At 66.7% G+C, this 20,792-nt stretch carries 17 protein-coding genes; 13 read left to right on the plus strand and 4 right to left on the minus strand.

The window, feature by feature from the left end; genetic code table 11:
* Window positions 1–58: 58 nt before the first annotated feature.
* From QI450_RS05255 to QI450_RS05265, 3 genes are all read left to right on the plus strand, one after another.
* Complete coding sequence (locus QI450_RS05255; protein WP_226773234.1) at window positions 59–2,749, plus strand: GNAT family N-acetyltransferase; 2,691 nt, start codon at window positions 59–61, stop codon at window positions 2,747–2,749.
* 103 nt (window positions 2,750–2,852) lie between these two features.
* The gene (locus QI450_RS05260; RefSeq protein ID WP_226773233.1) at window positions 2,853–3,596 is read left to right on the plus strand and encodes a DUF5998 family protein; all 744 of its coding nucleotides are present in this window, start codon (window positions 2,853–2,855) and stop codon (window positions 3,594–3,596) included.
* A 1-nt stretch (window position 3,597) separates the two neighbouring features.
* A complete protein-coding gene (locus QI450_RS05265; protein WP_226773232.1) occupies window positions 3,598–4,824 on the plus strand; it encodes a nucleotide pyrophosphatase/phosphodiesterase family protein in 1,227 nt (408 codons plus the stop codon).
* A gap of 50 nt (window positions 4,825–4,874) precedes the next feature.
* Here QI450_RS05265 and sepH read toward each other — a convergent pair whose 3' ends face one another.
* Together sepH and QI450_RS05275 are read right to left on the minus strand one after the other, a co-directional pair.
* Window positions 4,875–6,215 carry a septation protein SepH gene (gene sepH, locus QI450_RS05270; RefSeq protein WP_226773231.1) on the minus strand — a complete coding sequence of 447 codons (1,341 nt, stop codon included), beginning with the start codon at window positions 6,213–6,215 and terminating at the stop codon, window positions 4,875–4,877.
* 161 nt (window positions 6,216–6,376) lie between these two features.
* Entirely contained in the window at window positions 6,377–6,862 is a 486-nt protein-coding gene (locus QI450_RS05275) for a DUF3093 domain-containing protein (RefSeq protein WP_226773230.1), read from the minus strand.
* Between the two features lie 170 nt (window positions 6,863–7,032).
* On the opposite strand from QI450_RS05275, the gene dut reads away from it, so the two are divergent.
* From dut to QI450_RS05295, 4 genes are all read left to right on the plus strand, one after another.
* Window positions 7,033–7,521 carry a dUTP diphosphatase gene (gene dut / locus QI450_RS05280; protein WP_226773249.1) on the plus strand — a complete coding sequence of 163 codons (489 nt, stop codon included), beginning with the start codon at window positions 7,033–7,035 and terminating at the stop codon, window positions 7,519–7,521.
* Window positions 7,522–7,688: 167 nt separating this feature from the next.
* A complete protein-coding gene (locus tag QI450_RS05285; protein WP_226773229.1) occupies window positions 7,689–8,420 on the plus strand; it encodes a DUF3710 domain-containing protein in 732 nt (243 codons plus the stop codon).
* A complete protein-coding gene (locus QI450_RS05290) occupies window positions 8,413–8,823 on the plus strand; it encodes a hypothetical protein (RefSeq protein ID WP_226773228.1) in 411 nt (136 codons plus the stop codon). The genes QI450_RS05285 and QI450_RS05290 overlap by 8 nt, the downstream gene beginning before the upstream one ends.
* A complete protein-coding gene (locus QI450_RS05295) occupies window positions 8,820–9,569 on the plus strand; it encodes a DUF3159 domain-containing protein (RefSeq protein WP_226773227.1) in 750 nt (249 codons plus the stop codon). The genes QI450_RS05290 and QI450_RS05295 overlap by 4 nt, the downstream gene beginning before the upstream one ends.
* 36 nt (window positions 9,570–9,605) lie before the next feature.
* On the opposite strand, the gene QI450_RS05300 is transcribed toward QI450_RS05295, so the two are convergent.
* Both QI450_RS05300 and QI450_RS05305 read right to left on the minus strand, forming a co-directional pair.
* Window positions 9,606–10,349, minus strand: a complete 744-nt coding sequence (locus tag QI450_RS05300) for a TrkA family potassium uptake protein (RefSeq protein WP_226773226.1) — start codon at window positions 10,347–10,349, stop codon at window positions 9,606–9,608.
* On the minus strand, window positions 10,350–11,021 hold the full coding sequence (locus tag QI450_RS05305) for a TrkA family potassium uptake protein (protein WP_226773225.1): 672 nt from the start codon (window positions 11,019–11,021) through the stop codon (window positions 10,350–10,352). It lies immediately after the preceding gene.
* 166 nt (window positions 11,022–11,187) lie between these two features.
* Here QI450_RS05305 and QI450_RS05310 point away from each other — a divergent pair, with 166 nt between their 5' ends.
* From QI450_RS05310 to QI450_RS05335, 6 genes are all read left to right on the plus strand, one after another.
* Complete coding sequence (locus QI450_RS05310) at window positions 11,188–13,164, plus strand: APC family permease (RefSeq protein WP_226773224.1); 1,977 nt, start codon at window positions 11,188–11,190, stop codon at window positions 13,162–13,164.
* The gene (locus tag QI450_RS05315; RefSeq protein WP_226773223.1) at window positions 13,161–14,534 is read left to right on the plus strand and encodes a TRAM domain-containing protein; all 1,374 of its coding nucleotides are present in this window, start codon (window positions 13,161–13,163) and stop codon (window positions 14,532–14,534) included. The genes QI450_RS05310 and QI450_RS05315 overlap by 4 nt, the downstream gene beginning before the upstream one ends.
* Before the next feature lie 171 nt (window positions 14,535–14,705).
* A complete protein-coding gene (acnA, locus tag QI450_RS05320; protein ID WP_226773222.1) occupies window positions 14,706–17,531 on the plus strand; it encodes an aconitate hydratase AcnA in 2,826 nt (941 codons plus the stop codon).
* A gap of 132 nt (window positions 17,532–17,663) precedes the next feature.
* Entirely contained in the window at window positions 17,664–19,637 is a 1,974-nt protein-coding gene (gene dxs, locus QI450_RS05325) for a 1-deoxy-D-xylulose-5-phosphate synthase (RefSeq protein WP_226773221.1), read from the plus strand.
* Complete coding sequence (locus tag QI450_RS05330) at window positions 19,634–20,179, plus strand: DUF402 domain-containing protein (RefSeq protein WP_226773220.1); 546 nt, start codon at window positions 19,634–19,636, stop codon at window positions 20,177–20,179. Before dxs ends, QI450_RS05330 begins: the two co-directional genes overlap by 4 nt.
* Window positions 20,176–20,730 carry a hypothetical protein gene (locus QI450_RS05335; RefSeq protein WP_226773219.1) on the plus strand — a complete coding sequence of 185 codons (555 nt, stop codon included), beginning with the start codon at window positions 20,176–20,178 and terminating at the stop codon, window positions 20,728–20,730. Before QI450_RS05330 ends, QI450_RS05335 begins: the two co-directional genes overlap by 4 nt.
* Window positions 20,731–20,792: the final 62 nt, after the last annotated feature.

Here is a 20,792-nt window from a genome sequence, read left to right on the forward strand (position 1 = left end):
GGGTCCTTCTGCGGGGTGCTGAGCGTGCGCTGCGTAACTTTATGACTAGGCTAAGCCTATGGTGGATCAGCCCGCGGAAGGCGTATATCCGGAATATTGGGAAGCCGATGTTGTCCTGCGTGACGGCGGGACGGCCCATCTGCGCCCGATCCACCCGTCCGACTCGGACGCTGTCCAGGCTTTCCACGTGGGACAGTCGCAGAAGTCCATCTACATGCGGTTCTTTGCCTTTAAGTCCAAGCTGTCCGCCAAGGAACTCAAACGGTTCACCGAAGTGGACTACAAGGACCGCGTGGCCCTGGTCATCACAGTAGGCGGGGAAATCATGGGCATCGGCCGCTATGACCGGCTCGATGACCCCGCCGACGCCGAGGTGGCCTTTAACATCGCCGACGCGCACCAGGGCCGCGGCATCGGGTCCATTCTGCTTGAACACCTCGCCGCCGCCGCCCGCGAAAACGGGATCCGGAAATTCAGCGCCGAGGTCCTCCCGGAAAACCGCAAGATGCTGATGGTCTTCTCAGATGCCGGCTACGACGTCAAACGCCATTTCGACGACGGTGTGGTCAGCCTCGAATTCAATATCGACCCCACCGACAAGTCGCGCGCCGTGATGGAGTCACGGGAACACCGCGCCGAGGCCCGCAGCATCCAGGAACTGCTTGCGCCGTCCTCTGTCGCCGTGATCGGGGCCAGCCGCAAATGGGGCACCGTGGGCTACCAGTTGCTGGAGCACATCATCGAGGGCGGCTTCACCGGCCCGGTCTATGCCATCAACCCGGAAGCCTTTGAGCTGGCCGGCATGCTCTCCTTTGCCCGGCTCGCCGAAGTGCCGGGCCCGGTTAAGTTGGCCATCATCGCAGTCCCCTATGCCGAGGTCCCCAAAATCGTGGCGGAGTGCGGCGCCGCCGGGGTCAAGGGAATTGTGGTGGCTACCTCCGGCTATGCCGACGACGGCGAACGCGGCCTGGCCCGGCAGCGCGAACTCGTCCGGCAGGCCCGTGCCAACGGCATGCGGGTAATCGGGCCGGCCTCGCTGGGCATTGTGAACACCAACCCTGCTGTATCACTGAACGCCTCGATGGCGCCCACGCTGGCCGGCCGCGGCGGCCTGGGCCTGTTCAGCCAGTCAGCGGCGATCGGTGTCTCGCTCTACGCCGCCTCCAGCCGGCGCCGCGTCGGGATCTCCACGTTCCTCTCGGCCGGGAACCGGGCCGACGTCTCCGGCAACGACATGATGCAGTTCTGGGAGGACGACGCCGACACCACCGCCGTTGGGCTCTATCTGGAATCGATCGGCAACCCGCGCAAATTTTCTCGCCTGGCCCGGCGCCTGGCCAGGACCAAGCCGGTCATCGTGGCCAAATCCGACGCGACGGGCCTGGGCCTGCCTCCCGGCCACGCGGTCCGCACCACCCTGGCCCCGCCCGAGGCACTTGACGCGATGATGCGCCAGGCCGGGGTGATCCGCGTTGAGACGATCGAGCAACTTATGGACGTCGCGCAGATCGTCTCGAGCCAGCCGCTGCCGAAGGGGCCGGGTATCGCCGTCTTCAGCAATTCGCGGGCCCTTGGCAAGGTCGTTGCTGACAGTGCCGCGGCCCAGGGCCTCGGTGTGGAGCGGATCGTTACCGACGTCGACCTCGACGCCGGGATGTCCGTGGCGCTGCCCGCGCTGCGGCACAGCCTGCAGGAGATCCTCACGGCGGACACCGTCCACACCGTGATGGTCGCCCTGCTCCCGGCCCACGGCCTGACCGTCGAGAAGATCGCCGAAGTGCTGGCCGAATGTTCGGTGGCGGCGGGCAAACCCGTGGTCGCGGCGTTCAGCGGGCTCCTTGACCCCTCGATCTACGTTGAAGGGATGGTCGGAGCCGACGCGGGTCCGGCGGCGGTTCCCTGCTTCTCCAACCCCGGGACGGCAGTGGCGGCGCTTAGTGCCGTGGTCCGTTACGCCCAGTGGCTCGACCGGGACCAGGGATTGTTCACGGAGCCGGAGGGCTGCGACCCCGAAGGCACCCACGAGGAGCTCGAACGCCTGCTGGACGGGGTGGGCGGTGAGCAACTGCTCCGGCTGGACCCGGACACGGCCGCCAGCCTGCTGGCCCGCTACGGTATCCGGGTGGTGCCGTCGGTCGGCTTCGACACCGTCGAACAGGCCCTCGCGGCCGCGGACCGGCTTGGCTGGCCGGTGGCCCTGAAAACAACCGACCCTGCGCTGCGGCACCGGCTGGACCTGGGCGGGGTGCGCCTGGACATCCAGGATGCGGACTCGCTGCGCCGCAACGTACTGGAGATGCGCAAGTCGCTGGAACGCTACGGCTCGCCGTCGCTGGAGGTGCAGACCATGGCGCCGGTAGGCCAGGCGTGCACCTTCCGCGCCATCGAGGACCCGCTGCTGGGCCCCGTGGTTTCCTTTGGCCTGGCCGGCGATGCGGTCAACCTGCTGGACGACTGGGCCCACCGGGTGCCTCCGCTCTCCGGCTCCGACCTGCATGATTTCATCCGGTCCCCCCGTGCCTCGCGCAAGCTCTTCGGCTACCAGGGATTGCCGGCCGTGGATGCGCGGTCCCTGGAGGACCTCGCGGCGCGGCTGACCAAGCTCAAGGACAACCACCCGGAAATCGCCTTGGTGGACTTCAACCCCGTGCTCGCCGGGCCGGACGGCGCGGCCATCCTCGCTGCCGACGTCCGGATCGCGAATGCTGCCCAGCGCACCGACAGCGCCCGGCGGGCCATGCGCAGCTGACGGCCCGGGAGCCGGTGCGGGGGAGTGCCGGCGCCACGGCGGCGGCGGCGCCCGGCCGGCAACGGGTTAGCATGTCCCCAGCCGATCTGTGAAAATGGGGACCATGAGCTTTCAGTCTCCGACACCCAAGCCCCAGGCGGCAGTATCCGGACGTCCGGGCGCGCACCATCAAGGCCTGCATGATCACAGCGCGCAGGGTCAAAGCCTGGAAGGGGCACTGCAGCAGGCCGGTTTCTACCCCCGGCTGGTGGCCGACGTCGTCGCCGATGCACTTGACGGCCGTGACTGCGTGGCCCACCTGGTGCACCTGGAGACGCACTTCGACCGCGCCGAAGTGCGGCGCCACATTTCCGTGCTGGTCCTGACCGAGGACATGCTCGTCATCACCCATGTGGATGACCAGCAGCTGGACGAGGCCGGGGAACAGATCGTGGCCCAGGTCTCCACCGAATCCGTTCCGGTGACACAGATCCGTTCCGTGCTGCTCAGTTATGTGTACGCCCAGCCCCAGGACTACAAACCGTCGGATCCCGTGCGGGAGTTGACCCTGTCCATCGCCTGGTCCGGCGGCCAGCGCCTCGACATGGGACCGGCGAGCTGCGGCGACCCGCAGTGCGAGTCCGACCATGGCTACAGCGGCACCATCGCCCAGGAAGACATTGTCCTCCGGATCAGCGCCGAGGCCGACGGCCTGCAGGCTGTCCAGGACGCCAAGCTGTTCGCCCGTGCCCTTCGCGCCGTGAATACCGGGTCCACGGCCCCGGTCCCGCACACCGGTTCGGGACTTCCGCCGCGCCCGCGTATGGGCGTGTTCGGCAGCCGCACCAGCCGCGGCCACCAGCGCTGAGATGGCACCGGCCGGCACCCCCCAACCCCTGTCCTCCGCCGCGGCCCTTGCGCAGAACCTGCCCGCGGCCCCGGCGTTCGGTGAGCGTTCCATCGCCGAAGTGCTCACAAGTGCCGCCGCCAGCCTGGGCGTGCCGGGTTTCGAGAACCGGCTCAAGTTGCCGGCTGCGCAGCGTGTTTGCGTTGTTCTCGCCGACGGGCTGGGCCGAAACCTGCTGAAGCAGAAGTCGGCGCACACACCGTTCCTGCGCTCCGTCATGCAGTCCGGGCAAGGCGAGGTGCCGGTCTGGCTGGACTCCGCATTTCCGTCCACCACCGCGGCGTCGCTGGCCAGCTTCGGCACCGGCCTGGCCGCCGGGCAGCACGGCATGGTGGGCTACGACGTGCTGGACCCGGATCAGGACCGGGTGGTCAATATGCTTGGCGGCTGGGACGCCGGCGTCGACCCGCAGCGGTGGCAGCCGTTCCCGACGGTGTTCGAGCAGTCCGCGGACCATGTGGACGTCACCACAGTCAGCCTCCCGAAGTTCAGTGACTCGGCCATGACCCGCGCTGCCTTGCGTGGCGGCCGCTACGTCACTGCCACCACCGCGCAGGCCAGGACCGCTGCCGCCGCCGAGGCGATGGCCGGATCGGGACGGTCCCTGATGTACTTCTACGTCAACGAACTGGACAAGGCCGGGCACCGCTACGGCTGCCAGTCAGCGCAGTGGGAGCACCAGCTGGAGGAACTCGATGCCACCGTCAAACGGCTGAGCGCCACCCTGCCGGCAGGCACCACCATTGTGCTCACGGCGGACCACGGCATGCTTGACGTGCCGCAGTCGCAGCGAATCGATTATTCCGCCGACCCCGAACTTGTGGCCGGTGTCCGGCACACGGCGGGGGAGCCGCGGATGGTCCACCTGTACCTGGACGACCAGGTGGGCGACGCCGGCCGGTTGCGGCTGGTTGAGGCCTGGCGGGCACGCTTCGGAGAGCGGATCTGGGCGTTTACCCGGGCGGAAGGCATCGCCGCGGGACTCTTTGGTGAGGTCCGGGCCGAGGTTGTTCCGCGGATCGGGGACGTGATGATCGCGGCCAGGGACGCCGTGGCCTTTTATGACACCCGGCGGGTCCGGCCAACGGCCCTTGAGGTGGTGGGCCAGCACGGTTCGCTGACAAAAGCCGAACGTGAAGTCCCGCTGCTGTGTTTCCAGGCGGACGGACGAAGGGCCCACCGCGGCTGACTGCGCGGCCAGGGCCCCGCGCCGGGGGCACCGGATCTTCCGGAGAAGGCCTAGTCCCCGCGGGCACCGAAGACGATGTCATCCCAGCTCGGGATGCTGGAGCGTTTTGGCTTTGCCGGCTGGCGCTCCGGTTGCTCGGCGTCGCGGTCATCGCGGGCCGCCGCTGCGGGTTCCCGTTGCTGGCGCCGGGACGTTCCGCCGCCGAGGAGCTCATCGAGCCCCGGGCTGGAAACGGGCCCCTGCTTGCCGACCGGACGCAGCTGTGACGCCGCGATCGTGATCTCGCGCGTTTCGGTGCTGACGCCGTCGTGCAGCCGCAGGGCGTCATCCGGTGCGTCCTGGTGCCGGGGCGCCAAGGTGAGCCTGGACATGATCGAGGGCCGGCCGTCGCGGCGTCGTTCCCAGGGATTCGCGGCAGGAACCGGCTGTTCGGTGTCTTCCGGTTCCGGAGTGTTGCCCCCGGTCCCGGCGGGTTCCGGTTCGGCGGAGACCTCGGCAGGGACTTCGGAGGGCCGCGGGTGGGCGGCGGGGACCCCGTTCGTCAGCAGCGTGGCCAGGGCGTCGTCGGCGTCCTCGTCCACACCGAGGCGCTGGCCGCGGCGGGAGCGCAGCATGTCAAGCAGTCCGTCGGACTCTTGCTCCTGCTGCAATTGGAGCTGCTGGACGACCTGGAGCTGTGCGGTGGCGGTCCGCGCGGCGGCATCGGCGTCGGTTTCAAAATCGAAGGGCCGGTCGGAGACGGCAGCGAGCCGACGGGCCGGGACCGGACCGTCGAGGGGCTCAAGTTCACTGAGCTGCTGCGCCCAGCGGTTCGCGTTCTGCAGGGACTTCCGGGCCGGGCTGAAGGTCCACATGGCAGGGGGTTCCTCGCCGATGCCAGCGGGTCCGCCGGCCTTCGCCTCAAACCGGGCCACCACGTTCCAGCTGCCGTCGGGGCGCCGCCATGAGTCCCACTCCACAGTGGAGGCATCGATGCCGTGCGCGCTAAGCCGGTGGGCCACCATGTCGCCAAGCAGTGCCGGCTGGTCGCCAAACACGGAGCGGTACACGTCATGGCCTGGGGCCGGGGCAGCGACTTCCACCTTTTGGGCCTGCGCAGCCACGTGCTCGCGCTCGGCCAGGACCGGGCCCTCGTAGCGCTGCACTTTCGCGAGCGGAATGCCGGAGAGCTCAGCCACCTCGGCCGCCGTCGAGCCGCTGCGGATCCGCGCCTGGATATCGCGCGGAGACATGGCAATGGGCGCAGCGCCGGAGGCGGCCTTAGCCGCGGTCCTGCTGGCCGCCACACGAAGCGCCTCATCGATCGGCAGCTGGAACATCTCGCCGCCGGTGCCGCTCAACAGGAGATGCTCCCCGTCGTCGTGGACGCCTACAAGCCGTAGATCCTGCATACAAATCCTCCACCCTGGCATTACTAACAATCGAAACTCTGCCATCGATGCGGGCGAATTCCGGTGAGGACGGAGGGCGCGCCGCAATTTTCCGCTACTTTCCAGGGCTTTTCGGTCCGCAGCCGGCCCCGTTCGCTCCCTTAATGCCGGGACTGTGCGGGCTAGGAGGCCAGGGCGGCGAGGAGTTGGTCCGGGTGCCGCGTGGAGGCCAGCCAGTACGGGGTCCGGTCGGAGGGGTCGGTGATCTCGACCCGGACCACTGGATCGATCCATCCACGGATGCACAGGAACGCCAGGCCGTTTAGGCGGGTGCCGCGTTCTGCCGTCGCTTCCTTGCCCTGGAACGCGGATGCGCTGCCAACAAAGCCGCGCTCGATCGTGGCCCGGCCGACGCGCAAGGTGGCGGCCGTGACCGTAATGGAAGGGGTCGACAGGACCAGCAACACCGAGATGATGGTAAAGAGGACCACCGCAGCGGTGATCCCTGCGAACATGCTGATCGGGGCGAATACCAGAATCCCGGCGCCCGACAGTCCCGCGGCCACCAGCCAGATCCAAGCGTTCGGCCAGAGTTTCTCGTTGTACACAACTGTGGCGTCGCTGGGGGTGCTTATGGGGGCAGGCGTGGCTGCGCTGGATTCGGGCATAAGGCCAGCTTTCCACTTTTCCCGGGCTATTTCACCTTGGCGGCGGCAGCAGGTCCTGTATCCCGGCCGGCCGGACGCCGCGTGGCCGATCGTCGCCGCTGGCGTTAGAGTGAGGAACTGTGACTGAAGAAACGACTGCCGTGGACGCCACCGACGCAACGCCCGAAGATTTGCCGGAAACGCAGCCTGCGCCCGAATACGGAACCACCACCCTTACGGTCCAGCTGAAGATGCTCGACGACGGATTGGAACCGCCGTCGTATGCGCACCCCGGCGACGCCGGTGCGGATCTGCGGACCCGCGAGGACGTAGTGCTGGAACCGGGGGAGCGCAAACTGGTCCCTACCGGGGTTGCCATTGCCCTCCCCGACGGCTTTGTTGCCTTGATCCACCCGCGGTCCGGGCTGGCGACCAAACACGGGCTGACAGTAGTTAACGCCCCAGGAACCGTCGACGCCGGCTACCGCGGAGAAATCGCGGTGACGCTGCTCAATACCGACCGGCACCAGGCGATCGAACTCTCGCGCGGCGATAGAATTGCACAAATGGTAATTCAACGAGTGGAGTACGCCCGCTTCCTGCCGGTCCAGGAACTTAGTGGCTCGGTCCGCGGCGGCGCAGGCTTCGGGTCTACCGGAGGTTTTGGCGCGCCGGTCTAAGCAAAGGCCTGCCGGGCCCGAACGGATGCCGCGAACTGGTCAGCAGGACCCGTTTGCAGGACGTACCAGCCGGCTTTTTTTGCTGCATCAGCCAGCCTATAAAAGCCGGAGCCCCGCACGCGCAGTGTGGCGCGGCGGCACAGGATCACAATTAAGGAGACGACCCCATGGTTTTTGGGCGTGGCAAGAAAGCCAAGCAGGAACAGGCGACGGAACCCGGGGAGTCCCCGAGGGCAGTTGCTGAAGCGTCCGCCGATGACTCGACCGGGACTGCAGCCGCCGCACCGCTTCGCGGCGGCACGGGTCCCTTCGACGTCTCGGAGATCGAGGACCAGGACGGCTACGTGGACCTCGGCGCCCTCCTGATTGCACCGGCGGAAGGCCTGCAACTCCGGCTTGAGGTCGAAGAGGCCACGCAGCGCGTTGTCGCCGTCACCATGGACCTGAACGGCTCAAGCCTTCAGCTCCAGGCGTTCGCCGCTCCGCGTTCCGAAGGCCTGTGGGAGGAAATCCGTGAGCAGATCGGTCAGTCCGTCGGCAGCCAGGGTGGCCAGGTCGAGGAGGTCCAGGGCGGCTTCGGCGCCGAACTCCTCGCCAAGCTTCCCGCTGGTGGTGCCGACGGCAGCCACGGCTACCGGGTGGCCCGCTTTATCGGCGTCGACGGCCCGCGCTGGTTCCTCCGCGGCGTGTTCGGCGGGGAGGCTGCTGTAGACCGCGACGCGGCCGCCGGACTCGAGGAACTGTTCCGGCAGCTCGTGGTGGTGCGCGGCGAGAGCCCGATGCCCCCGCGTGACCTCCTGCAGCTGCACTTGCCCAAGGAGAACGCCGTGCCCGCTCCACAGTCCGCCCCGGACATCGAGCGCCCCGAACGCGGACCGGAGACCACCCAGATTGGCTGATGCTGCCCGCCAGGACCCGGCTGCGTCGGTCTCCGTCCGGGAACTGCCGGACCGCGGCCGCGTGCTATGCCATGGCTTCATCGAATCGGTCACCTACGCACCGGCGAGCCAGGTCGCTGCCTTTACCGCGATCGTCGTCGACCACAACGTGCCGCCGGTCAAAAAACGCTCCGTCCCCGTGGCATCCGGCGCCGCAGCCGCCACGCCGGCCTCCGGCCTATGGCGCCAGCGGTCCGCCGTTCCCAAGGACCGGCTCCGGGTGGTCTGGCTGGGCCGCCGCCGTATACCCGGTGTCGATGCCGGCACCGAACTGCGCCTGCAGGGCATGGTCACAGTCCGGGACGGACTGCCGACCATGTTCAATCCCCGCTACGAAATACTCTCCCCGCAGGAGGAGCAATGACGGTTCCCGAAAATCCCGGCGCGGCAGGGCGGGAACCCGCTGAGCCGCTGCCAACAGCAGTTCAGCCAACAGCAGTTCAGCCAACGGCGGCGCAGCTCGCCGAAGGTTACGCCGCCAAGGCCGGTCTGCACCGGTCCGGCAACGGCAACATCGACGTGCTCAAGAGCGCGGGCGGCATTCAGGGCATTGCCGAGAGCATCCTCCCCGGCCTGGTCTTCCTGGTCGCTTTCACCATCGCGCGCGAGCTGCCCCTGGCGCTGGTCTCCGCGCTGGCCGTGGCGGCGGCGTTTACCGTCGCCCGACTCATCCAGCGCAAGCCGCTGACGCAGGCGCTGGCGGGAATTGCCGGCGTCGGGCTGTCCGCGTGGCTGGCCAACACCACGGGCAAGGCCGAGGACTTCTACGTCCCCGGATTCTTCACCAACGCCGCCTACATCGTGGTGATGGCGATCTCGATCGCCGTTCGCTGGCCGTTTGCGGGGCTGCTCTTCGGCTTCATCCGGAACGAAGGACTGGACTGGCGGAAGCAGCCAGCCCGGGTCAGGGCCTACCGGATCGGCACCTGGGTGATCATCGGGGTCCTGGCCCTTCGCCTGCTGGTCCAGCTTCCGCTGTACTTTATGGGCGAGGCGGGCTTCGCGGCCCTCGCCACAACGCGGTTGCTGATGGGAGCACCGCTGTACATCCTGGGCATCTGGGTTGCCTGGCTGCTGACCCGGCCCGCCCCAGCCGCAACCCCCAACTGAACCGGCCGGCAACCGGGGGTTGCCGGCAACAGCCGGTTAGCCGTCGAAGCCGTCGAAGCCGTCGAAGACTTCGTGGGCGTGCGAGTCTTCGCCCTGCGGTTCCGCCGGCAGCTCGCCCTGGGACTCCGGCGAGAGCAGGGCACGCAGCTCGTCCTCTGCTGCGATTGTCGTGACGAAAAACAGCTCGTCCCCGCCGTCAATCACGTCATCCCGGCTCGGCGTGATTGGTGCCTGATCCCGCAGGATTGCCACAAGGGTCGAATCCTCGGGCCATTCGATGCCGCCCACGGTCAGTCCGACGACGTGTGAATCGTGCGGGACCGTGAACTCGACCAGCGATGACACCCCGGTCTGCAGGGTCAGCAGCCGGACGAGGTCGCCGATCTCCACGGCCTCCTCGACCAGGGCAGTCATCAGCTGCGGGGTGTTCACCGCAACGTCGACGCCCCAGGAATCGTCGAACATCCAGTCATTCTTGGGGTTGTTGACCCGGCCTACCGTGCGTCCGACGCCGAACTCGGTCTTCGCCAGCAGCGAGACCACCAGGTTGACCTTGTCGTCACCGGTAGCTGAGACCACGACGTCGGCGTCTTCCAGTTTCGCGTCCTGGAGGGTGCTCAGTTCGCAGGCATCGCCAACCAGCCAGTGGGCGCCCCGCAGTCCGCTTCGCCCGATTACCTCGGGCTTGAGGTCGATCAGCAGGATCTCGTGTTTGTGGGCCAGCAGTTCGCGCGCGATCGAGGAACCGACGCTTCCCGCCCCGACAATAACGACTTTCACTTAGGACTCCTTGGCGGGGGGCTGGGCAAGAACATGGCCGACTTCGCTGCTGCGGTCCACGCCCAGCATGGCGTGCACGGTGTCGCCATCCTGGTACAGGGTTCCGGCCGCGGGCAGCATCCCCTCACCGAACCGTGTCAGGTACGCGACGCGGATCCCGGCGGCCTTCTCGATCGAGGTGACCGGGTGGCCGATCCACGCGGTGTTCAGGTCCACTTCGGCGAGCACAAGGCGGCCCGAGGGGTCGCGATAGTCGCCGGCCAGGTGCTGTTCGGGCAGGATCCGCCGGAGCACCTGGTCCGCGCTCCAGCGCACTGCGGCGACCGTGGGGATGCCGAGCCGCTGGTAGATCTCAGCCCGGCCCGGGTCGTAAATCCTGGCGACCACGTGCGGGACGTGGAAGGTTTCGCGTGCCACACGGGTGGCCAGGATATTTGAATTGTCGCCGCTGGAGACAGCCGCGAAGGCATAGGCCTCCGCAACGCCGGCCTGCTTGAGGGTCTCGCGGTCAAAGCCGACGCCGGTGACCTTGCGGCCGGTGAAGCCCGTTCGGAGCCGACGGAAGGCGCGGTCGTCCTGGTCGATGATGGCCACGGAGTGGCCCGCATCCTCGAGCGTGTGCGCGAGGGTTGCCCCCACGCGGCCGCAACCCATAATCACGAAGTGCGCCAACCGTGCCTCCTCAAGCTTTGTGACTGCTACTGCGGAAAACTCTACCGGCCACGGCGCCACCTGGAGCCAGCCCCGCCGCTGCCGCGCCCCGGCGACCTGGAGCCGCCGCCGCGCGGCGCCCGGTCGCCGTCATGACATCGGGTCCGAATGCGACTAGCTTTGTGGAGTGCCGACAATATTCAATGCCGTGAAGCGGGTGCTGGTAGGCAAGCCCTTCCGGAACGACAGCCTGGCCCACACCCTGCTGCCGAAGCGGATCGCGCTTCCCATCTTCGCCTCCGACGCGCTGTCCTCAGTGGCCTACGCGCCCGACGAAATCCTCCTGACCCTGGCCTTGGCCGGCGTCAGCGCCGTGGCGTTCTCGCCCTGGGTGGGGCTGGCCGTCATGGTGGTGCTGCTGACTGTTGTCGCCTCCTACCGGCAAAACGTCCATGCCTACCCCTCCGGCGGCGGCGACTACGAGATCGCAAACGAGAACCTGGGCAAATATGCCGGGCTCACCGTCGCCTCCGCGCTGCTGGTCGACTACGTGCTGACCGTTGCGGTGTCGATGTCCTCGGCCGCGACGTACCTGACCTCCGCGGTGCCCGCACTGCACGGCCAGCAGGCCGCCATCGCGGTGATCGGCGTCGTGATCCTGGCCCTCGTTAACCTGCGAGGCATCAAGGAAGCCGGCAGCGTCTTCGCCGTCCCCACCTACATCTTTATGGCCTCCATCCTGGGTATGACGGCCATCGGCATCTTCCAGGCGGCCACCGGCCAACTGGGCGAAGCGCCCTCGGCAGCCTTCACGATCGTGCCTGCGGCGGGCTTCGACGAGGGAATGGTCGGCCTCGCCGGCGCCTTCCTGCTGCTCCGGGCCTTCTCTTCCGGCGCAGCGGCGCTGACCGGGATTGAAGCCATCAGCAACGGTGTGCCGAATTTCCAGAAGCCCAAGTCCAAGAATGCGGCCACCACCCTGCTGCTGCTCGGCGTGATCGCGGCGTCCATGCTGGCCGGGATCATCTACCTGGCCAACGCCACGAAGGTGCACATTGTGCTGGACCCTGCCACCGAGTTCCTGCTCGATGGCAAGCCGCTGGCGGAGGGCTATATCCAGAGTCCGGCGATCAGCCAGATTGCGCAGACCATTTTTGGAGCCGGCTCCATCCCCTTCTTCATTGTGGTCGCCGCCACCGGCGTGATCCTCGTCTTCGCCTCCAACACGGCGTTCAACGGCTTCCCGGTGCTTGGCTCGATCCTGGCCCAGGACGGTTACCTGCCTCGGCAGCTGCGCACCCGCGGGGACCGGCTCGCCTTCAGCAATGGCGTCCTGGCGCTGGCAGCCGGCGCGTTGGTGCTGATCATCGCCTTCAACGCCGACGTCACCAAGCTCATCCAGCTCTACATTGTGGGTGTTTTCATCTCCTTCACGATCAGCCAGCTCGGCATGATCCGGCACTGGGGCCGGGAACTGAAGCTCGCGAAGGACCCCGCCGTCAAGCTGCGTATGCTCAAGTCGCGCACCATCAACACGATCGGCTTCGGCATGACCGCGCTGGTCCTGGTGATTGTGCTGATCACCAAGTTCCAGCAGGGCGCGTGGATCGCGCTGCTGGCAATGTTCGCGCTGTTCCTCATCATGTGGAGCATCCGGTCGCACTATGACAACGTGGCCAAGGAACTCGCAGTCGATGAGGATTCCTCGCCGCGGGCCCTGCCCACCCGGGTGCACGCAGTCCTCCTCGTCTCCCACGTGCGCAAGCCGGTCCTTCGCGCCCTCGCCTATGCACGCGCGTCACGGCCCTCCCGGCTGGACGCCATCACCGTGGACATCAGCAGCGAAGAGACCGAACAGACGGTCGCGGACTGGGAGAAACTGGAAATCCCGGTACCGTTGACCGTGCTGGCCAGTCCGTTCCGTGAAACGGTCACCCCCATCATGGAGTACATCAAGAACATGCGGCGCGATTCGCCCCGCGACCTGATTGTGGTCTACATCCCCGAGTACGTCGTGGGTAAGTGGTGGGAGCAACTGGTGCACAACCAGACCGCACTTCGCATCAAAACCCGGTTGCATTTCGAGCCCGGCGTGATGGTGGCCAGTGTGCCGTGGCAGCTGAAATCCTCCGAAGAAGCCAAGAGACTGCAGGACATCCAATGAACTCCGACACCCAGGCCCCAAACCGCACCGATCTCATCGTCGACGTCGGGCCGGTCGCCCACGGCGGGCACTGCGTCGCCCGGCATGAGGGCCGGGTGGTCTTTGTCCGGCACGGCATTCCCGGCGAGAGAGTCAAGGTCCGTCTCACCGAGTCCGGCGCGGACGCCAAGTTCTGGCGCGGCGACGTCGTGGAAGTCCTTGACGCATCCCCGGACCGGGTGGCGCACTTCTGGGACCTGGCCGATTCCGCGCGTTCCTGGTCGCACCGTCACCCGCCCGTCGGAGGCGCAGAACTCGGCCACATCGCACTGACACGCCAGCGCAGCCTCAAGGCCGAGGTGCTGGCCGAGCAGCTGCACCGCCTGGCCGGCGTCGAACTGCCGCTGGCAGGGACGGACACCGCCGCAGGCTCCTTGGTCGAAGCCGTGGGGGAGGAGGGAACGACGGCGCCGGCCGGCCTGGGCTGGCGCACCCGCGCCGGTTTCGCCGTGACCCCGGCCGGCAAACTTGGAATGCACGCGCACCGCTCCGATACCGTCCTTCCGGTCCGGGAGATGCCGCTGGCCGTTGACGCCATCAACAACCTCCGGCTCTGGGACATCGACCTGCAGGGCATTGAACGCATTGAGGTCGCCGCACCGGCGAACGGCTCCCGGCCGCTGGTGCTCCTGGTCCCGGCCGCGGGCACCCGGGCCAAGCGGCTCAGCGCGGTCCTGGCCCAGCTGCCCGACGATGTTTCGGTGGCGAGCTTTGATCCGGTCAAAGGCGAGGTACTGCGGCTGCGCGGCCGCACCTATGTGCAGGAGACCGCGGCGGGGCACGACTACCGTGTGACCGGCGACGGCTTCTGGCAGATCCACCGCGAGGCCCCCGCCGCCCTCGTGGGGGCCGTGACCGGATTCCTGCACAACGGCGGGTTCCTGGAACCGGGGGCCGTTGTTGCGGATCTCTACGCCGGGGTGGGCCTGTTCACCGCCCCGCTCGCGGACGCCGTCGGCGCCACGGGTTCGGTGCTCTCAGTCGAAGGGGCTCCCGGGACCAGCCGGGACGCACGCAAGAACCTCCATGATGCACCGCAGGTTGAGATCGTCCAGGGCCGGGTGGAACGCGTCCTGCGTGAAAAGGCGCGCAATTTCGACGCGATCCTGCTGGACCCGCCCCGGGCCGGTGCCGGCAAGGCCGTGGTAAACCAGCTGATCGGAGCCGGCCCCCGCGCCGTTGCCTACGTGTCCTGCGATCCGGCGTCCTTTGCCCGCGATGTCGGCTACTTCCAGCAATCCGGCTGGGAGCTGGCAGGGCTGCGGGCCTTTGACCTGTACCCGCATACCCACCACATGGAGACTGTGGCGCTACTGACTCCGCGGGGCTGAGGCCACTAGGATGGGCGAAGTAGTCCGACGTCGCGCTCCGTACCCACGGCTGACCTCCTGCACCCTGTACCGATCCTTGTGCGAGCAAGGCCAAGCATTAGTTAGGGCCACCTAACTAGCAAGGGGTCTGCGGCGCGACAAAGATGAAACTGTTGCGAGAGGAGTCCTGTGATGAGCATTGTGGACAGCTTCGGTTCAAAAGGCAAACTTAATGTTGCCGGTACCGAATACGAAATTTTCCGGTTGAACTCCGTCGAAGGTGCAGAAAACCTTCCGTTCAGCCTCAAGGTATTGCTTGAAAACCTGTTGAGGACCGAGGACGGCGCGAACATTACGGCCGACCACGTCCGCGCTTTGGCCGGCTGGGACCCCAGCGCCGAGCCCGACACTGAAATCCAGTTCACGCCGGCGCGCGTGATCATGCAGGACTTCACTGGCGTGCCCTGCGTAGTGGACCTTGCCACCATGCGTGAGGCCGTCAAGGAACTTGGCGGGGACCCCAAGCGGGTCAACCCGTTGGCTCCCGCCGAGATGGTGATTGACCACTCCGTGCAGATCGACGCCTTCGGCAACTCCGGCGCACTGGAGCGCAACATGGAGATCGAGTACCAGCGCAACGGCGAGCGGTACCAGTTCCTGCGGTGGGGCCAGACCGCATTTGATGACTTCAAGGTTGTCCCGCCGGGGACCGGCATTGTGCACCAGGTCAACATCGAATACCTGGCCCGCACGGTCATGACCCGCGAGGTCGACACCGAGTCCGGCTCAGTCGTCCGGGCCTACCCGGACACCTGCGTCGGCACCGACTCGCACACCACCATGGTCAATGGCATGGGTGTGCTGGGCTGGGGCGTTGGCGGCATCGAAGCCGAGGCAGCCATGCTTGGCCAGCCCGTCTCCATGCTGATCCCGCGCGTTGTGGGCTTCAAGCTGACCGGGTCCATCCCGGCCGGCGCGACCGCCACCGACGTCGTCCTGACCATCACCGAGCAGCTGCGCAAGCACGGAGTGGTCGGCAAGTTTGTCGAGTTCTACGGCGAAGGCGTTGCGGCCGTGCCGCTGGCCAACCGCGCCACCATCGGCAACATGAGCCCGGAGTTCGGCTCCACGGCCGCCATGTTCCCGATCGACGACGTTACCTTGGACTACCTGCGCCTCACCGGCCGCTCGGACGAGAACGTCGCCTTGGTGGAGTCCTACGCTAAGGAACAGGGCCTCTGGCACGATCCGTCACGTGAGATCAAGTTCTCCGAGTACCTCGAACTGGACCTGTCGACGGTTGTTCCGTCGATTTCCGGCCCGAAGCGCCCCCAGGACCGCATCATCCTCACCGAGTCCAAGGCCCAGTTCCGCCAGGACCTGCGCAACTATGTGAAGGAAGACCTCGTCGGCGGCAGCGTCGATGAGGCCATTGACGAGAGCTTCCCGGCGTCCGATACCCCGTCCTTCACCGCCACCAAGACGCACCTGACAGACGAGGCCCCGCACGCGCACGGGCCGAAGTCCAACGGCCGGCCGTCAAAGAAAGTCAGTGTCAAGACCGCTGACGGCCGCGAGTTCGAGCTGGACCACGGCGCAGTGTCGATCGCCTCGATCACTTCCTGCACCAACACGTCCAACCCGTCCGTGATGCTGGCCGCCGCGCTTTTGGCCCGCAACGCCGTCGACAAGGGCCTGACCTCGAAGCCGTGGGTCAAGACCTCCGTGGCTCCCGGTTCCAAGGTTGTCACCGACTACTACAACAAGTCGGGCCTGACCCCCTACCTGGAGAAGCTCGGCTTCTACATCGTCGGTTACGGCTGCGCGACCTGCATCGGAAACTCCGGCCCGCTCGACGCCGAAATCTCCGAGGCCATCGCGGCCAACGATCTTTCCGTTGCAGCTGTGCTGTCCGGTAACCGCAACTTCGAGGGCCGGATCAACCCGGACGTGAAGATGAACTACCTGGCGTCCCCGCCGCTGGTCATCGCCTACGCCCTCGCCGGCACCATGGACTTCGATTTTGATGCTGACCCGCTGGGCCAGGATGAGGCCGGCAACGACGTTTTCCTGAAGGACATCTGGCCGAACCCGGTTGAGGTCCAGCAGGTAATCGATTCCTCGATCGACAAGGAAATGTTCGCCCGCGGCTACGAGGGCGTCTTCGACGGCGACGACCGCTGGAAAGCTCTCTCCACGCCGGCCGGCGACACATTCGCCTGGGACCCTAAGTCCACCTACGTCCGCAAGCCCCCGTACTTCGACGGCATGAAGGCGGAGCCGGAGCCCGTCAAGGACATCACCGGCGCCCGGGTGCTGCTGAAGCTTGGCGATTCCGTCACCACCGACCACATCTCACCGGCGGGTTCCTTCAAGTCGGACACCCCTGCCGGTCAGTACCTGCTGGCCAACGGTGTGGAGCGCAAGGACTTCAACTCCTACGGCTCACGCCGTGGCAACCATGAGGTGATGATCCGCGGTACGTTCGCGAATATCCGGATCAAGAACCAGATCCTGGACGGCGTCGAAGGTGGCTTCACCCGTGACTTCACCCAGGCCGACGGCCCGCAGGCCTACGTCTACGACGCCGCGCAGAACTACGAGGCGGCCGGCATCCCGCTGGTGGTCCTCGCCGGCAAGGAGTATGGCTCCGGCTCGTCGCGTGACTGGGCAGCCAAGGGAACTGCGCTGCTGGGCGTCAAGGCTGTAGTTGCCGAAAGCTACGAGCGCATCCACCGCTCCAACCTGATCGGCATGGGCGTCCTGCCCCTGCAGTACCCGGCCGGCCAGAACGCGGCCAGCCTCGGGTTGACCGGCATGGAAACCTTCGCCGTTGAGGGCGTCACAGCCCTTAACGAGGGCACCACACCCAAGACGCTGAAGGTCACTGCCACGGCCGAGGACGGTACCGTCACGAGCTTCGATGCGGTCCTGCGCATCGATACCCCGGGCGAGGCCGATTACTACCGCAACGGCGGCATCCTGCAGTACGTGCTGCGGCAGATCTCCGCGAACTAGCCGCAGTCCGGAAGTATCAACCCGAAAGCCCCGGCCCGTTCCCGACGGACCGGGGCTTTCGTGGCCCGGCACCGGCGCCATGCCTGAGGCGTTAGAGTTAAAAGGCATGTCTACCACCCGAAGGAGGGGCCGTTGGGAATCTTGGAGACCGTCCGCAACCCGCAGGACCTGAGTAAGTTGTCCGAGGCGCAGCTGGACCGGCTGACAGCCGAGGTCCGGGACTTCCTGATCGCCAACGTCTCCCAGACCGGCGGCCACCTGGGCCCGAACCTTGGTGTGGTGGAGCTCACCATCGCTGTGCACCGGGTCTTCGATTCTCCCCGGGACAGCATCGTCTTTGACACCGGCCACCAGTCGTACGTGCACAAGCTCCTCACCGGACGCCAGGATTTCAGCACCCTGCGCCAGCAAGGCGGTCTGTCGGGCTACCCGGACCGCGCCGAATCAGAGCACGACATCGTCGAAAGCTCGCACGCATCGTCCTCGCTGTCCTGGGCGGACGGGATCTCCCGGGCCCGGCAGCTCACCGGCGACGGGGACCGCTACGTTATCGCCGTGGTGGGTGACGGCGCGCTGACCGGCGGAATGGCCTGGGAAGCCCTCAACAACATCGCGGCCGACAAAAAGCGCCGGGTGGTGATCGTCGTAAACGACAACGGCCGCTCCTACGCCCCGACCGTGGGCGGATTCGCTGACTACCTCGCCTCGCTGCGCCCCACCATCGATTCCTTCCGCGCCGCCCCTGCCTACGAAGGCACCTTGGACTGGTGGCGGCGCAAGCTGCAGAACGGCGGACCCGCGGGCCAGTTCACCTACCGCAGCCTGCACGCCATGAAGAAGGGCGTTAAGGACTGGTGGGCCCCGCAGGGTATGTTTGAGGACCTCGGGATGAAATACATCGGTCCGGTCGACGGCCACAACCTCCAGGCCATGGAGCACGCACTGTCCACCGCGAAGAATTACGCCGGGCCGGTGATTGTGCATGCCATGACCGAAAAGGGTCACGGCTACGCGCCCGCCCGCGCACACGAAGCGGACCAGTTCCACGCCGTCGGGATTATTGACCCGGAGACGGGAGCGCCAACCGAGGCCGGCGGAGCGAAATCCTGGACCGCCGTCTTCGCCGACGAGATCGCCGAGATCGCCGATGAGCGAAAGGACATCGTCGGCATCACCGGCGCCATGCTGATCCCGGTCGGCCTGCACAAGTTTGCTGCCCGGCACCCGGAGCGGGTGTTCGACGTCGGCATCGCCGAACAGCACGCTCTCACCTCCGCCGCCGGCATGGCGTTCGGGGGACTGCACCCGGTCGTCGCTGTCTACGCGACCTTCCTGAACCGCGCCTTCGACCAGCTCCTGATGGACGTCGCCCTGCACAAAGCCGGTGTCACAATCGTCCTGGACCGGGCCGGCGTTACCGGGCCCGACGGCGCCAGCCACCACGGCATGTGGGACATGGCCATGGTCCAAATCGTGCCAGGCCTGCACCTCGCCGCGCCCCGGGACGCCAACCGGTTGCGTGAGGAGCTGCGCGAGGCCGTCGCCATCGAAGACGCCCCCAGTGTGATCCGTTACTCCAAGGGCACTGTCGGGGCCGAAGTTGAGGCGGTCGAGCGGCTCAGCGACGGCGTGGACGTGCTGGCACGGCGCCCGGTCGGCTCCAGCGAGAACGACGTCCTGATCGTCAGCGTCGGGGCCATGTCCGAACTCGCCCTGGACGTCTCCAACCGCCTCGGGGCGCAAGGCATCAGCTCCACAGTGGTGGACCCCCGCTGGGTCCTGCCGGTCCGGAAATCCATCGTCGCCCTCGCCTCCCACCACCGGCTCGTCATCTGCATCGAGGACGGGGTCCGCGCCGGCGGGGTCGGGTCCCGGATCAGGCAGGAAATGCGCGCCGCCGGAGTGGACACCGCCCTGAACGAAGTGGGCCTGCCGGTGGAATTCCTGGACCATGGAACCCGCAGCCAGGTGCTCGAACGGGTCGGCTTGACCGCCCAGCAGATCACCCATGACGTCGTGGCTCAGGTCCTGGGGACCAAGGTACCGTTCGCGCGTCCCCTCCCCGGCCAGGAACACCCCAGCACCGGCAGCCTGCCGATTCTGTGAGGACCCCCAAGGACCTGGTTCCGGGAGACCTGGTAGTCTCCCGGAACCGCAAATGGAACGGCAAGGCCCACTGGGTGGTGCCCGGTACCTACCTCGGCGAGGACGTCCACGGTTGGTGGATCTTCCAGGGAACCAACGAGTTCTGTTCGCGTCCGGGCGCCGCGTTCTACACCGAATCGGACGCCGTGCTGCTGGTTCCGCGAAGCGGCGAGTACGTCGCCACCTTCTACGCAGCGGGCCATCCCGCCGGCGTCAGGGTGTACGTGGATCTCGCGACGGACCACGGCTGGCGAACCATCCGCCCCGGCGTCACCGAGTTCCACCTGATCGACATGGACCTGGACGTCATCCGTACCGCGGAGCGCGGAGTCTACGTGGACGATGAGGACGAGTTTGCCGAGCACCGAGTGGAGATGGACTACCCCGAGGACGTGGCGGCCCGGATCAGCGCCGCATCGGATCAGCTTTACCAGGCCGTCAAGGCAGAACAGCCACCCTTCGACGGCACAGACCGCGAATGGTTCAGGAAAGGACGGGCATGAGCGGAATTATCCGGGTTTACAAGCGCAACGATGAGGGTGTCCTCGAATTCAGGGAGGCCTGGTTTGACGAGGACTACAGCCAATTTGTGATGAACCACGGCGTCGTCGGGCACCAGAGCAAAACCGATGAGACCGACGTCGCCGACGCCGGCGCTGCCGAGCGACTGATGGATGCCTTCGCCGTGCAGTGCGCCGAAGACGGTTTTGCCGAAATCCCCGAGGACGGGCAGTTCTGGGTCGTGGCCCAGTATGCACTGAAGACCAAGGGTGGCACGGATCGCGACCGTTACCTCGAGGAAAAGGCCAAGGACGCACTGATCAGCCACCTCGCGTGGCGGGGCCTCGGAATAGTGGACCGCTCGGAATTTTCCGATTCCAAGCTCAACATCTTTATCCTGACCCCGGACGTCAACAAGGCGGTTAATGCCATCAAGGTCTGCATTCGGGGCGAGGACCTCGACTTCACCAAGTTGAGCATCGGCGCCGCTACCGACGGGTCCAGCTTTCGACTCAAGTACTCAGCCAAGCCGGCGAACAGCTTTAGCCTCTAGTTCCGCGGGCCGCTCCACGGGCAGCTTGCAGACCATTTTTTGGGGACCCCGACGGAAAGGAA

Origin of the sequence: Arthrobacter sp. EM1, from assembly GCF_029964055.1 — a bacterium.
GTDB lineage: Bacteria > Actinomycetota > Actinomycetes > Actinomycetales > Micrococcaceae > Arthrobacter.

Coding starts and splice junctions, on each gene's coding strand:
- QI450_RS05255 (WP_226773234.1), top strand. CDS start 59: ATGGTGGATCAGCCCGCGGAAGGCGTATATCCGGAATATTGGGAAGCC.
- QI450_RS05260 (WP_226773233.1), top strand. CDS start 2,853: ATGAGCTTTCAGTCTCCGACACCCAAGCCCCAGGCGGCAGTATCCGGA.
- QI450_RS05265 (WP_226773232.1), top strand. CDS start 3,598: ATGGCACCGGCCGGCACCCCCCAACCCCTGTCCTCCGCCGCGGCCCTT.
- sepH (WP_226773231.1), bottom strand. CDS start 6,215: ATGCAGGATCTACGGCTTGTAGGCGTCCACGACGACGGGGAGCATCTC.
- QI450_RS05275 (WP_226773230.1), bottom strand. CDS start 6,862: ATGCCCGAATCCAGCGCAGCCACGCCTGCCCCCATAAGCACCCCCAGC.
- QI450_RS05285 (WP_226773229.1), top strand. CDS start 7,689: ATGGTTTTTGGGCGTGGCAAGAAAGCCAAGCAGGAACAGGCGACGGAA.
- QI450_RS05295 (WP_226773227.1), top strand. CDS start 8,820: ATGACGGTTCCCGAAAATCCCGGCGCGGCAGGGCGGGAACCCGCTGAG.
- QI450_RS05315 (WP_226773223.1), top strand. CDS start 13,161: ATGAACTCCGACACCCAGGCCCCAAACCGCACCGATCTCATCGTCGAC.
- acnA (WP_226773222.1), top strand. CDS start 14,706: ATGAGCATTGTGGACAGCTTCGGTTCAAAAGGCAAACTTAATGTTGCC.
- QI450_RS05335 (WP_226773219.1), top strand. CDS start 20,176: ATGAGCGGAATTATCCGGGTTTACAAGCGCAACGATGAGGGTGTCCTC.